General features: G+C 40.3%; 18 protein-coding genes. 14 read left to right on the top strand and 4 right to left on the bottom strand.

All coding sequences use genetic code 11. The features are described 5' to 3' along the window. Positions 1-488 (top strand): tagatose 1,6-diphosphate aldolase (locus HMPREF2619_RS04330; RefSeq protein WP_148130364.1); only part of this gene is annotated, 488 nt, incomplete at its 5' end. 145 nt (positions 489-633) lie between these two features. Then, the gene (locus tag HMPREF2619_RS04325; RefSeq protein ID WP_070459319.1) at positions 634-1671 is read left to right on the top strand and encodes an aldose epimerase family protein; all 1038 of its coding nucleotides are present in this window, start codon (positions 634-636) and stop codon (positions 1669-1671) included. A gap of 41 nt (positions 1672-1712) precedes the next feature. Here the strand turns inward: HMPREF2619_RS04325 and rnjA are convergent, their stop codons facing one another. Next, a complete protein-coding gene (rnjA, locus tag HMPREF2619_RS04320; RefSeq protein ID WP_045762525.1) occupies positions 1713-3392 on the bottom strand; it encodes a ribonuclease J1 in 1680 nt (559 codons plus the stop codon). A gap of 1 nt (position 3393) precedes the next feature. Further along, positions 3394-3627 carry a DNA-dependent RNA polymerase subunit epsilon gene (locus tag HMPREF2619_RS04315; protein ID WP_000639568.1) on the bottom strand — a complete coding sequence of 78 codons (234 nt, stop codon included), beginning with the start codon at positions 3625-3627 and terminating at the stop codon, positions 3394-3396. Between the two features lie 418 nt (positions 3628-4045). On the opposite strand from HMPREF2619_RS04315, the gene HMPREF2619_RS04310 reads away from it, so the two are divergent. Next, the gene (locus HMPREF2619_RS04310; protein WP_070459316.1) at positions 4046-4252 is read left to right on the top strand and encodes a hypothetical protein; all 207 of its coding nucleotides are present in this window, start codon (positions 4046-4048) and stop codon (positions 4250-4252) included. Between the two features lie 368 nt (positions 4253-4620). Here HMPREF2619_RS04310 and cibB read toward each other — a convergent pair whose 3' ends face one another. Then, entirely contained in the window at positions 4621-4764 is a 144-nt protein-coding gene (gene cibB / locus HMPREF2619_RS04305; protein WP_049526380.1) for a fratricide two-peptide bacteriocin subunit CibB, read from the bottom strand. Between the two features lies 1 nt (position 4765). Continuing rightward, positions 4766-4948: a fratricide two-peptide bacteriocin subunit CibA gene (cibA, locus tag HMPREF2619_RS04300; RefSeq protein ID WP_045762528.1), complete on the bottom strand. Its 183-nt coding sequence runs from the start codon at positions 4946-4948 to the stop codon at positions 4766-4768. Positions 4949-5120: 172 nt separating this feature from the next. Between cibA and tsaB the strand changes: the two genes are divergently transcribed. The 11 genes from tsaB to HMPREF2619_RS04245 all read left to right on the top strand — a co-directional run bounded on the left by tsaB (position 5121) and on the right by HMPREF2619_RS04245 (position 13386). Next, the gene (gene tsaB, locus HMPREF2619_RS04295; RefSeq protein WP_070459313.1) at positions 5121-5804 is read left to right on the top strand and encodes a tRNA (adenosine(37)-N6)-threonylcarbamoyltransferase complex dimerization subunit type 1 TsaB; all 684 of its coding nucleotides are present in this window, start codon (positions 5121-5123) and stop codon (positions 5802-5804) included. Further along, positions 5801-6238 (top strand): ribosomal protein S18-alanine N-acetyltransferase, encoded by a 438-nt coding sequence (rimI, locus tag HMPREF2619_RS04290; protein ID WP_070459309.1) that lies wholly within the window; start codon positions 5801-5803, stop codon positions 6236-6238. The genes tsaB and rimI overlap by 4 nt, the downstream gene beginning before the upstream one ends. Further along, entirely contained in the window at positions 6228-7238 is a 1011-nt protein-coding gene (gene tsaD / locus HMPREF2619_RS04285; RefSeq protein ID WP_070459306.1) for a tRNA (adenosine(37)-N6)-threonylcarbamoyltransferase complex transferase subunit TsaD, read from the top strand. Before rimI ends, tsaD begins: the two co-directional genes overlap by 11 nt. A 111-nt stretch (positions 7239-7349) precedes the next feature. Next, positions 7350-8213, top strand: a complete 864-nt coding sequence (locus HMPREF2619_RS04280) for an XRE/MutR family transcriptional regulator (RefSeq protein WP_070459303.1) — start codon at positions 7350-7352, stop codon at positions 8211-8213. 115 nt (positions 8214-8328) lie between these two features. After that, positions 8329-8997, top strand: coding sequence for a CPBP family intramembrane glutamic endopeptidase (locus tag HMPREF2619_RS04275; protein ID WP_070459300.1), 669 nt, complete (start codon positions 8329-8331; stop codon positions 8995-8997). 123 nt (positions 8998-9120) lie between these two features. Further along, positions 9121-9798, top strand: a complete 678-nt coding sequence (locus HMPREF2619_RS04270) for a CPBP family intramembrane glutamic endopeptidase (protein WP_070459297.1) — start codon at positions 9121-9123, stop codon at positions 9796-9798. A gap of 11 nt (positions 9799-9809) precedes the next feature. Beyond that, positions 9810-10478: a CPBP family intramembrane glutamic endopeptidase gene (locus tag HMPREF2619_RS04265; protein ID WP_070459295.1), complete on the top strand. Its 669-nt coding sequence runs from the start codon at positions 9810-9812 to the stop codon at positions 10476-10478. Positions 10479-10597: 119 nt separating this feature from the next. Continuing rightward, positions 10598-11272: a CPBP family intramembrane glutamic endopeptidase gene (locus HMPREF2619_RS04260; protein WP_070459294.1), complete on the top strand. Its 675-nt coding sequence runs from the start codon at positions 10598-10600 to the stop codon at positions 11270-11272. Between the two features lie 160 nt (positions 11273-11432). Next, positions 11433-12128, top strand: coding sequence for an AzlC family ABC transporter permease (locus HMPREF2619_RS04255; RefSeq protein WP_083279590.1), 696 nt, complete (start codon positions 11433-11435; stop codon positions 12126-12128). Continuing rightward, a complete protein-coding gene (locus tag HMPREF2619_RS04250) occupies positions 12118-12441 on the top strand; it encodes an AzlD domain-containing protein (protein WP_049548103.1) in 324 nt (107 codons plus the stop codon). The genes HMPREF2619_RS04255 and HMPREF2619_RS04250 overlap by 11 nt, the downstream gene beginning before the upstream one ends. 102 nt (positions 12442-12543) lie before the next feature. Beyond that, positions 12544-13386 (top strand): amino acid ABC transporter substrate-binding protein, encoded by an 843-nt coding sequence (locus HMPREF2619_RS04245; RefSeq protein ID WP_070459293.1) that lies wholly within the window; start codon positions 12544-12546, stop codon positions 13384-13386. The last annotated feature ends 72 nt before the right edge of the window (positions 13387-13458 follow it).

The raw sequence follows: 13458 nt of genomic DNA, 5'->3' as shown, positions 1-13458 counted from the left end.
ACGATGAAAAGATTGCTGATGCAGGTTCTGCAGAATACGCTAAAGTAAAACCACATAAGGTTATCGGTGCTATGAAGGTCTTCTCCGATCCACGTTTCAACATCGATGTCTTGAAAGTAGAAGTTCCAGTTAACGTGAAATACGTTGAAGGGTTTGGCGATGGCGAAATCGTTCATACACGTGAAGAAGCAGCTGCTTTCTTCAAAGCGCAAGACGAAGCAACTAACCTTCCATACATCTACTTGAGTGCAGGTGTATCAGCTAAGCTCTTCCAAGAAACACTTGTCTTTGCCCATGAATCAGGCGCAGACTTCAATGGTGTTCTTTGTGGACGTGCAACATGGGCTGGATCTGTTGAAGCTTACATCAAAGATGGAGAAGCAGCAGCTCGCGAATGGCTTCGTACAACTGGATTTGAAAACATTGATGAACTCAATAAAGTACTTCAAACAACAGCTACTTCATGGACTGAACGTGTAGAAGCATAGATCAGAAATAGAAGAAACGACTTTTGTTAATAAAATATCTATGGTTTTTTGACAAAGGTGTTTGTAAATCATACAATAAAACCATAGAGAGTGAATGCGCTTCTATGGTTTGTTTGCTTAATTGAAATAGAAAAAGGAGAGAAGGATGAAAGCATACACAGAACGTGTATTTGGGAAAGTTGATGGCAAGGATGTCCTCGCTTACCGTTTTGAAACGGAAGCAGGCTATCAACTGGAAATTATGACCTATGGAGCGACAATTTTACGTTATGTAACTCCAGATAAGACTGGCAATTTTGCCAATGTTATCCTAGGTTTTGACGATTTCGAAAGCTATGTGGGAAATAGCCCTAAACATGGAGCGAGTGTAGGTCCAGTTGCAGGTCGTATCGCAGGTGCGACATTCGAATTGAACGGGAAAACCTATGAACTCGAAGTCAATAACGCAAGCAACTGTAATCACAGTGGCTCAACAGGTTGGGATTCTAGTTTGTTTGAGCTAGTCGAGGTGAGCGACCATGGTTTGACTCTTTACACAGAAAGAACAGACGGGACAGGAGGTTTCCCTGGAAACCTTAAAATTTGGATTAACTACCACTTGGAAGAAAGTGGTGCTTATGAAGTTAGCTACAAGGTGACGACGGACCAGGATACCTTGGTCAATCCGACCAACCATAGCTACTTTAACTTGTCTGGCGATTTCACTCAGACGGTTGATCGCCATGTCTTCCAATTGAACACTGAGGGTATCTATCCAATCGCTCCTGATGGTGTCCCAGCTAAAACTCCAGATGCTAATCGTGATGTGGTCAAACATATCTATAATGGTGCCTTGTTGAAGGATATCTTTGCAGAAGAAGATGAGCAAATCCAACTCGTATCTGGTTTGGACCATCCATTTGCGCTTCCTGCAGGACATGACAATGCTGGATTCCTCTATGACCAAGGTTCAGGTCGCTTCTTGCTCTTCAAGACAGAGGCTCCTTGCTTTGTGGTCTATACAGCAAACTTTGTGGACGAGAGTGTCATCATCGCTGGTCATCCAATGATTCAGCACAATGGAATTGCTCTGGAAGCGCAAGCTTTGCCAGATGCTATTCATAGCGACCTTAAAGATCAAGTCATCCTCAAAGCAGGTGAAACTTTCACCAGCAAAACTCGTTACGAGCTTGTCGTGAAATAACAAAAATTCTCTGAAGTCATAGGATTTCAGAGAATTTTTCCTTATTCCTCATCTGGTGTGAGAATCATCGGAATGATGATTGGTTCACGTTCAGTATTTTCGTAAAGGAATGGTCGAATGGCATTTACGATAGCGCCATTGACAGACTGGACGCTGGCATCTTTGTTTTTCAATGCGATACGAATAGCATTGAAAAGGATGCGTTGGCTTTGACGGATCAAGTCACCAGATTCGCGCATGTAGACAAATCCACGGCTGAGAATATCTGGTCCAGATAGGATCATCTGAGACTTGAAGTCAACAGTTGCGACAGCCAGTACAACACCATCTTCAGATAGATCGCGACGATCTTTAAGCACAGCTGCACCAATTTCGCCGATACGATTTCCATCGACGTAGATATCCTGAGCATTGAAATGACCTGCGATACGGGCAGAGTTTGCAGTGAGGGCAAGCACATCACCATTACTCATGATAAAGATATTGTCCTTCTCTACGCCAGTATCTACGGCAAGTCCAGCGTGGACTTTCTGCATGCGATATTCACCGTGAACAGGCATGAAGTATTTTGGCTTGATGAGGCGGAGCATGAGTTTTTGCTCTTGCTGACCACCATGTCCAGATGTATGGATGTTGTTAATCTTACCATGGATGACTTCAACACCAGCTTCAGAAATGATGTTAATCAGCTTGTTAACGCTAGTGGTGTTTCCTGGGATTGGACTAGATGAGAAGATAACGGTATCGCCAGGTTGGAGTTGCACTTGACGGTGAGTTCCGTTAGCGATACGAGAGAGGGCTGCCATAGGCTCGCCCTGACTACCTGTACAGAGGATCAGAATCTCACCCGCAGGGTAGTCTTTGATTTCATTTGGTTCGATGAAGGTTCCCTTAGGTGCCTTGATGTAGCCAAGTTCAATCCCGTTGACAATGGCTTTCTCCATAGAGCGCCCAAAGACAGCGATTTTACGACCAGTCTTAACAGCAGCTTCCGTTGCTTGTTGGAGACGGAAGATATTTGAGGCGAAGGATGCAAAGATGATACGTCCCTCGATACCTTGGATAATCTTCATGATCGACTGGCCGACAACCTTTTCAGAGTTTGTAAAGGTTGGCACTTCAGCATTGGTCGAGTCAGAGAGCAAACAAAGTACTCCATCTTCACCTAGGGCTGCCATGCGGTGCAAGTCTGCAGGTTCACCAACTGGTGTAAAGTCAAACTTGAAGTCTCCCGTACAGACGATTTTCCCTTGAGGTGTGTGGATGACAATTCCCAATGGCTCTGGAATCGAGTGGGTTGTTCTAAAGAAAGTTGCTTTAAGGTTTTTAAAGGTCAACTCCGTGTTGTGGTTGATTTCGTGAAGTGTAGCATTGCGCAAAAGTCCATGCTCTTCGAGTTTTCCACGGATTAAGGCAAGGGCCAGTGGACCAGCATAGATAGGGATGTTTGCTTGCTTGAGCAAGAAAGGAATCCCTCCGATATGGTCCTCGTGTCCGTGTGTAATCAAGAGAGCCTTGACGCGGTCGATATTTTCTACAATGTAGGAGTAATCAGGGATAACGTAGTCGATACCAAGCAGGTCATCCTCAGGGAATTTAATTCCTGCATCAACGATGATAATTTCGTCTTGATATTCGATTCCGTATGTATTTTTACCGATTTCTCCTAGACCGCCAATAGCAAAAACGCCAACTTCTTCTGGTTTAAGAGTGTAGGCCATATTAGAACTCCGTAATTTCGAATGCGCCAGTTTCTTTTTCGTAGTCTAGCAATTTGTCAGACAAGAGTTCGATATACTCGATGTTGTACTCTGGACGATTTTCTTCGACAAGTTGGCGAGCAGCGATACGTCCTTCAAGTTCTGAACTAGCATCGATGTCTAAGTATAGTGAGCGTGTTGTTTCACGACGTGGGCTGCGGTCTTTTGTTTCTTGATAAAAAACTTTGTAAATCATATGTTTCCTTTCTGCTTTCAGGTCAGCTATATTCAAAAATGCTCAGTTTGAAGCTGGTTTGATTCCAGTTCATTTTTTGTCTTTATTGACCTTGATTCGTTACAATTATCTCAATTATAACATAAAAAGGGGAATTAGTAAAAGCAGGAAACATGGAAGTAAGGAGCTTGAAATGGGTTTCATTTTGCCTTGTATAAGTATTTGAAGACTTCAGATACAAGTGCTATAATAAAGTTAGAAAAGAGGTTTTTCTTGATTAAGGAGGACTAGCTATGCTTGATTTTGTGTTTCACCCATTTGGATGGAAATTCTACATACTGCTACAACTGCTTGGGCTCCTTTTGAGGCTATCTGCTCCTTTTCGTTAGATGATGATTTTGAAATATTTGCCTTTAGAATTGGAGAAAGGAGGTTCTCTATGTTTCAACTAGCTATCGCGATTCGTCTCTTAGTATTTGCTATTTTTGTTGCCTGTGTTTACGGTGGCAATCTACTATTTGTTCGGCTAGAACATAGGAAAACAGCTTTACACTGGAAAATTCTCTTTGTTACACTGTATTCCATTTTCCTCCTTCTTGTAACCTATGTGGTCTGGCTTGTATTTTACTTTGGTTTGAATGCTTAGCTTCAGTTGTTTATTTATATCTGCTGATTGAACGAATGCCTATCTTTAAAATAGGTTATAAAAAATAGCGAACTCAGCTACACAAAAAATCCACCCCAATTATTAAGATAGGGTGGATTTTTCAAATTCGGTGTCCAATTTTCCCTCAAACAGAGATTATATTTTCAGGACCTATCCCTATTTTTACAGTTGTGATTGTTCTGTTCAAAAATAGAGTTGAAGCATAAAAATAAAACAATACAAACAGATAAATCAATTGGCAATGGTATAGTCGTAATGTTTAAATCGTTGAGAATACTGATCAAACTGTAAGAAATGAAGAAAATAAAATTCATCCTTCTAAAAATGTGTCTTTTATCTAGCATGACTTATCCAAACTTTTTACGGAGATCTTTTCCAATGGTGTAACCTGCCATAAATAAAGCTATACCAACACCTACACCAAAACCACCCTTGATTTCTTGCAATTCTTTATTAGAAATTTCACGATATTTGTCTAAATCTTTAATCATACTAACCTCCTAAAAAATAACCAGCTGCCAAGCCAGAGCCTACAAGTGCTGTTCCGCCAGCAATAGCTTTCCAAGATACTGCTACTCCAAAGACAACCAAGGGAGCGAGACCACCATCAATATCTGATAATTCATTTTCAGATAGCGATACAAATTGATTGTCAATATTTTCGAAATTTGTCATTGAACTTTCCTCCTTTTTTCTTGTTCACTTTTATATTCGGAAATAAAGGTAAAAAGTTGCAATGTTTTTGAAAATTTCTTTTCACTGTGATTTTTGATACAAAACAAAGAAAATTCCCATGTGCCTTCTTTTGTAGTATAATAGTAAACAGACAAAAAGATAGGAATGTGTTATGAAAGTATTAGCATTTGATACGTCCAGCAAGGCTCTTTCTCTTGCTATTTTAGAGGACAAGCAGCTTCTTGCCGAGACGACAATCAATATCAAAAAGAATCACAGTATTACTCTTATGCCAGCCATCGATTTTTTGATGGCTAGTCTAGATTTGACGCCCAAAGATTTGGATCGAATCGTTGTAGCAGAGGGGCCAGGTAGCTACACAGGTTTGCGAATTGCGGTAGCAACTGCCAAAACCTTGGCTCATACTCTGAACATCGAGTTAGTGGGCATGTCAAGTCTTTTAGCTCTGGTGCCGAGCCAACAGGAAGGTTTGGTTGTTCCTTTGATGGATGCGCGACGTAACAATGTTTATGCAGGATTTTATGAAGATGCCCAACCTGTCTTTCCAGAGGCTCATCTATCCTTTGCAGAAGTTTTGGAGCAAGTCAAAGATGCTGAACGGGTAACCTTTGTCGGTGAAGTGGGAGCCTTTGTGGAGCAGATTCAAGAACAACTGCCACAAGCCAACTACCAAGAAACTTTGCCAAATGCAGCTAATCTGGCTCTATGGGCTTGGGACAAGGAAGCAGACTCCTTACACGACTTTGTGCCGAATTACCTCAAGCGTGTCGAGGCTGAGGAAAACTGGCTCAAGAATCACACTGAGTCTGGCGAGTCTTACATTAAACGCCTATGATAGAAATCAAACGAATCCAACAGCAACCTGACTTGGCTCAATCCATCTATGCTGTCATGGTAGATGTATACCCAGTCAGTCCTTGGACTCTGGAACAAATCCAAGCAGACCTGTCTCAAGACCAGACCTGGTATGCTTTAGCCTACGATGGGATAGAAGTGATAGGTTTTCTAGCTGTTCAGGAAAATATCTTTGAAGCAGAAGTCTTGCAAATTGCTGTCAAAAAAGCCTATCAAGGTCAGGGAATCGCGTCAGCCTTGTTTGCAACATTGCCGACAGACAAGGAGATTTTCCTCGAAGTTAGGAAGTCAAATCATCGAGCGCAAGCATTTTACAAGAAAGAAAAGATGGCGGTCATCGCTGAGCGCAAGGCCTACTACCATGACCCAGTCGAGGACGCCATCATCATGAAGAGAGAAATAGATGAAGGATAGATATATTTTAGTATTTGAGACATCCTGTGATGAGACTAGTGTTGCCGTCTTGAAAAACGATGACGAGCTCTTATCCAATGTCATTGCTAGTCAAATTGAGAGTCACAAACGTTTTGGTGGCGTAGTGCCAGAAGTAGCCAGTCGTCACCACGTCGAGGTCATTACAGCCTGTATCGAGGAGGCGCTGGCAGAAGCAGGGATTACAGAAGAAGATGTAACAGCTGTTGCGGTTACTTATGGACCAGGCTTGGTCGGAGCCTTGCTTGTTGGTTTGTCAGCTGCCAAGGCCTTTGCTTGGGCACATGGACTTCCGCTTATCCCCGTGAACCACATGGCTGGCCACCTTATGGCGGCTCAAAGTGTGGAGCCTTTGGAATTCCCCTTACTAGCTCTATTAGTCAGTGGTGGACACACAGAGTTGGTCTATGTTTCTGAGGCTGGTGATTATAAGATTGTTGGTGAAACTCGTGATGATGCGGTTGGTGAAGCCTATGACAAGGTCGGTCGTGTCATGGGCTTGACCTATCCAGCAGGTCGGGAGATTGACGAGTTGGCTCATCAAGGTCAGGATGTGTATGACTTCCCTCGTGCCATGATTAAGGAAGACAATCTGGAGTTTTCATTCTCAGGTTTGAAGTCTGCCTTTATCAATCTTCACCACAATGCTGAGCAAAAGGGAGAAAGCTTGTCCAAGGAAGACCTGTCAGCTTCCTTCCAAGCAGCAGTCATGGATATTCTCATGGCTAAAACCAAGAAAGCCTTAGAAAAATACCCTGTTAAAACCCTGGTTGTGGCTGGTGGTGTAGCTGCAAATAAAGGTCTTAGAGAACGTCTAGCAGCCGAAATTACCGATGTCAAAGTTATCATTCCACCTCTGCGACTTTGCGGAGACAATGCGGGAATGATTGCTTATGCTAGCGTTAGCGAGTGGAACAAAGAAAACTTTGCAGGCTTGGAGTTAAATGCCAAACCTAGCCTCGCTTTTGATACTATAGAATGAAAAGTCAGCTTGAAGCTGGCTTTTTTGCTAAAATATTTTATAATATGTTAAAAAAGTAAAAATTTTTTACGAATAGAATAGTAAAGAGTATCTTAAAAAGGGAGTTTGCTCATGATTGAAAAACAGGAATTAGGAGAATTTTACAAGGAATTGCGACTGGCGAGAAAGCTTAAGCAGTCAGATGTGGCTTGTGCTGGACTAACAGCCTCTCAGCTATCCAAGTTCGAACTGGGGCAGTCCATGCTGTCTGCGGATAAGTTGATCCTAGCTATCCAAGGGATAAATATGACCTTCGATGAGTTTGGGCACAAGCTCAACAACTACCAAGAATCTCCACATATGCGATTTGGTAGAAGGATTGTGGATCGCTTTGCCCATCAAGATATAGCTGGCTTAGAGCAATTGTTGAAAGAAATTGAGCAAGAACAGATGGCGCAGACCTATCGTCGTTTGAACTCTATTGTGATTAAAGATGCTATCCATTCACTGGATAAAAGCTACCCACTAGCAGAGGAGGATAGTGAGTTTTTAACCACCTATCTCTATGCTATCGAGTCTTGGACCTGGTTTGAACTCTATATCTTTTGCAATACCATGCCTTTCTTGAGCAATCAAGATTTGATCTTTTTATCCACCTCTTTACTCGAAAAATCCAAGGAATTTAAAGAATTGGCACACAATAGACTGTATATGAAAAGTTGCTTTCTAAATATCATCTCAGAGCTCATGGAGCGTAAGCTTTTCTCCTACATCCCAATATTTGAAGCCGAGTTGGAGAGCATACTTCGCCCGTACGATGTTTTTGAGAAATTACTGTGGCAGTTTTTAAAGAAAATGAGTGTTTTCCTTCAGACCAAGGGAAGCAATCAAAAAGAGATTGAACACTTTATCCAATCTCTGAAAATATTAGAAAATCCACAATTAACAGCTCTTTTTGAACTACGCTTACAGCAATACAAAGCACTTATCGATTAGTTAGAAATCGCAAATGTGAAATTCCTATCAGAAAAAATGTCAAATATGCGATTTTTTAAAATATAGAATTTTTCGTGTTATACTGTCTTCATTCCATAGTATAGGAGAAAATAGAATGAAAAAAATCATCTCACGCTACTACTTTTTTATAGCCATTCTACTTGTCATTGCTTACCAGTACTTCAGTGGTCTGGTTTTAAACAATGATTTTACTGCTGGTCTATCTAAATTTGGCTATTATTTTTCGGATATGATGTTGAACTTTCTTGTGGTTCTGCTTGTTTTTATTTTTATGGTAGGGGCAGGAAAATGGCAACAAATCAACAGTAGAAAATTTAAATGGTCCTATCTTTTTTATTCCTTTTTAGCTTTTCTTGCTTTATTTATTTGGAATTTCGTTACATTTTTCCTATTCCCACCTACCCAAAATGGACTTGCTTACCAACTCGCTGTTCCGACTTTTACAGGCGCTACGGCATTTTTGATGTATGTTTTCTATCCTGTGATTGCAGGTCCCATTTTTGAAGAGATGATTTATCGTGGATTGGTGATGACCGCTTTGGAAAAAGGGAAAAAATGGGGACTGGATGTGCTTGGTTCTGCTGCTTTATTTGGAATCTTGCATATCAGTAATTATGGTTGGGTCTTGACAGACTTTTTCGTATATATGGGCGGCGGTATTATATTTGCGGTCTTGTTTAGAGTGACAAAGTCTATTTATTGGCCTATTGGACTGCATATAGTCTATAACGGTATCGGGCATATACTTCCTTTGCTGTTTTAGAGGATTTTGAGAATCATAAATCAAGGGATGAGTCCTCATCGTGGTGCTTTTGCTTGGGCTGTAGATCCATCAGTTGAGTTGTTTAAGCGTAGTAGAAGATAGAATACTATAGGAGTTGATTAAATGAAGAAAATGAAAGAAATGAAATTTCACCTAGCAACTGGCTTGTTGCTTTTGATCTATTACCTCATTTTTAATGTCATACCAGACTTAGATTTTACTGTAGCTTTGTCTGATGAGATCTACTATGTGTTTCAGGTTTTATTAGTACTTATCCTGGGAACTGTATCTACAATTATTTTTGTCAAAAGTGAACATTGGAAAGAGTATGGTCGTTTCCAGTTTCGTTGGTCTTACCTAGGTGTTTTCTTTCTTTCTTTTTTCTTATTATTTGTGTGGGCAAATCTAGCAACTCGTATCTTTCCTCGTACGCAAAATGGAAGTACAGTAGTGGAAGTAGCCACCAGTTTGACAGGAATTAGCTATTTTATTACGCGGATAGTTTATACTTGCATTATCGCACCTGTAGCAGAAGAAATCGTGTGTCGTGGTTTTTTGATGACAAGCTTGTCTAAATTTAAAAACTACTATATTGATGTTCTTGTTTCTGCTGCCATATTTGGCGCTATGCATGTTTTACAGCATGGTTGGATAACGACAGATTTCATACTCTACTTTGTAATGGGCTTGATATTTTGCATGATGTTTCGCTATACACGCTCTATTTATTGGGCCATAGCTTTACATGCTTCATGGAATACCTTCTTGCTTATTGTTAGTTTATTGGTGTTTGGATTTTAGAAGGTTAATATATGAAAAAGATCATCTCACGCTACTACTTTTTTGTAGCCATTCTACTTATCATTGCGGACCAGTTCCTCATCCGTCTGCTTTTACACAGTGACTTGGCTGCTGATCTATCTGATTTTGCATTTTATCTATCGAGGCTAATGTTGCATTTTCTTGTGGTTCTGCTTATTTTTATTGTTATGGTTTGGTCAGGGAAATGGCAACAAATCAATAGCAGAAAATTTAAAGTGTCCTATCTTTTCTATTCCTTTTTAGCTCTTCTAGCTTTTTTTGTTTGGAATTTTATTAAATTTTTCCTATTCCCACCTACCCAAAATGCAATTTCTTATCAACTAGATCTTCCTACTTTTACAGGAGCTACTGCATTTTTGATGTATTTTTTCTATCCTGTGATTGCAGGTCCCATTTTTGAAGAGATGATTTATCGTGGATTGGTGATGACCGCTTTGGAAAAAGGGAAAAAATGGGGACTGGATGTGCTCGGTTCGGCTACTTTATTTGGAATTCTGCATATCAGTAGTCATGGTTGGGTCTTGACAGACTTTTTCGTATATATGGGTAGTGGTCTAATAATGGCAGTCTTTTTTAGAGTGACAAAGTCTATTTATTGGCCTATTGGATTGCATATAGTTAATAATGCCATTGCTCAAATTCTACCTTTGTTATTTTAGAGGATTTTAAGAATCTTAAATCAAGGGAAAAGTCCTAATCGTGATGCTTTTGATTGGATAAAAGGATTTGGGTAAGTTTAGCTGGAAGATGGGATAACTAAAAATTTAAAGGATCAGCGATGAAAAGGAAAGAAACGAAATTTTACTTGACAACTGTTTTGATCATAGCCACCTATTACTTGATTTTTAATTTTGTAGCAAGGTTAGAATTTGTTGACCAATTATCAGATTTTGGATTTTATGGCTTGCAAATTTTATTGATAGTTCTTGAGGGGATTGCTGCTACAGTGGTTCTTGTGAAGAGTCAAGGTTGGAAAGAATGCGGTCGTTTCCAGTTCCGTTGGGCTTATCTGAGTGTCTTCTTTCTTTTCTTTATACTGATGTTTGTGTGGGTAAATATAACGACTCTGATTTTTCCTAGCACGCAAAATGGGAGCGAAATGATGAAAGAAGCTGCTAATTTGACAGGAATTAGTTACTTTTTAATGCGCATTCTCTATGGCAGTTTCATTGCTCCTATCGTTGAAGAGTTGGTTTTTCGTGGGCTTCTAATGACGGCGTTGTCCAAATTTAAAAAGTATTATGTTGATGTCGTCGTTTCCTCCACACTCTTTAGTCTTATCCATGTTTTACAGTATGGCTGGGTGTTAACAGACTTCATCGTTTATGCAGGTGCAGGTCTGCTACTCTCTATGCTATTTCGTTATACTCATTCAGTGTATTGGTCAATGGCTCTTCATATCTTGTGGAATACATTTTTAATCATTGCCAGTTTATTGGTATTTGGCTACTAAATCTAAAATAGTTTATAAGTTTCATCGTAAGACTGGCCTCCCAGTATTTTTCTGTTCTTGTCAATCAGCAGACTTTGTTCTATTTTACGAATATGTTATAATAATGTTTGCTGTGACTGTTTGAAAAGCAGTTGCTGAAGGAATGATTAGTGAGGAATTTATGAAAGAAAAAGGATTTTGGGAAGGTGTGCAGGCAGCCATGCCAACGGCTCTGGGGTATGTCAGCATCGGTCTTGCCTGTGGCATTATCGGTGCGCCCTACGTAACACCTGTCGAGATGGGTTTGATGAGTCTCTTTGTTTATGCTGGGAGCGCCCAGTTTGCTATGATAGCTTTGATTGCAGTTCAAGCTCCAGTAGCTGCTATTGCCATGACGGTCTTTTTGATTAATTTGCGCCTCTTTTTGCTGAGTTTGCATGCGTCGACCTATTTTCGCCATACCAGTCTTTGGCAAAACATCGGTATGTCTAGCCTCTTGACTGATGAGACCTATGGCGTTTTGATGGGCGAGTTGGTGCATACGGATAAGGTTAACCCTATGTGGATGCACGGGAACAACCTTAACAGCTATCTAGCTTGGTTTATCGGAACTGTTGTCGGAACTGCTCTAGGTGGACTTCTACCAAATCCAGAAATTTTTGGCTTAGATTTTGCCCTAGTGGGGATGTTTATTGGGATTTTTACTTCCCAGTTTCAGATTATGCAAAAACGGATTCCTTTGCGCAATCTCTTCATAATTTTAGCGGTTGTAGCTGTATCTTTCTTTTTGCTCTTGACGGTGGTGTCTCAGTCATTAGCTGTCTTGTTTGCGACCTTGCTAGGTTGTACCATGGGGGTGGTCTTGGATGGTCAGTAAGTATATTTTAATGGCAATCGTCTTTTCTGGTTTGGTGACTTGGATTCCAAGAATGATTCCATTCATCTTAGCCAAGTACAAGGGTTTGCCACCTATTGTCGAGCGTTTTTTAAAATTTCTACCAGTTTCTATTATCTTTGCATTGATTCTTTCAAGTGTTGTGACAGGAAAAGTTGGAAGCCTTCCGCAGATAAAGTGGTTAGACTTTTTAGCAGTCTTTCCAACGGCTTTTGTAGCCTTTCGCTATCGCAATCTGGTAGGGACTGTTCTCTTTGGGGTGGTCTTGATAGCAGTCCTACGTTTGGTCTTTTAATCAGCCATAAAGAAAACCTATCACAAATATAGAAATCATATAATAGCGTAATTCCTTTTTTTCTGTTAAGATAAGATTGTATTCTATTTTGGAGGAAATATCATGAAAAAAATCGTTAAATATTCATCACTTGCTGCCCTAGGGCTTGTAGCCGCAGGTGTATTGGCAGCTTGCTCAGGTGGTGAAAAGAAAGAGGCGGCATCTGGTGAAGCAACATCTGATAAGAAAGAAATCGTCGTAGCAACTAACGCGTCACCAAAACCATTTAACTATGAAGAAAACGGTGAGTTGACTGGTTTTGAGATTGAGGTTGTTCGCGCTATCTTTAAAGACTCTGACAAGTATACTGTCAAGTTTGAAAAGACAGAATGGTCAGGTATCTTTGCAGGTCTTGACGCAGATCGTTACCAAATGGCAGTTAACAACATCAGCTACACTAAAGAACGTGCAGAAAAGTACCTTTACGCAGCACCAACTGCTAAAAATCCTAACGTTCTCGTAGTTAAGAAAGATGATGACAGTATCAAGTCGCTTGATGATATCGGTGGAAAATCTACTGAAGTCGTTCAAGGAACAACATCAGCTAAACAATTGGAAGAATACAACAAACAACACGCAGATAACCCAACTGTCCTTAACTACACAAAAGCTGACTTCCAACAAATCATGGGACGTTTGAGCGACGGACAATTCGACTACAAGATTTTTGATAAAATCGGTGTAGAAACAGTTATCAAAAACCAAGGTTTGGATAACTTGAAAGTCATCGAACTTCCAAGCGACCAACAACCTTACGTTTACCCACTTCTTGCAAAAGGTCAAGATGAATTGAAATCATTTGTTGACAAACGCATCCAAGAACTATACAAAGACGGAACTCTTGAAAAATTATCTCAACAATTCTTTGGTGGTTCTTACCTTCCAGCAGAAGCTGATATTAAATAAGTTTGTAAATCATCCATTCTCTCGTAGGTGGATGATTTTGTAATTATGCGACTTTCAGTCCGTCTCGCTCCG

The sequence above is a fragment of the Streptococcus sp. HMSC074B11 genome, assembly GCF_001808705.1.
Lineage (GTDB): Bacteria > Bacillota > Bacilli > Lactobacillales > Streptococcaceae > Streptococcus.
This window is presented reverse-complemented; position numbering and strand designations above follow the sequence as displayed.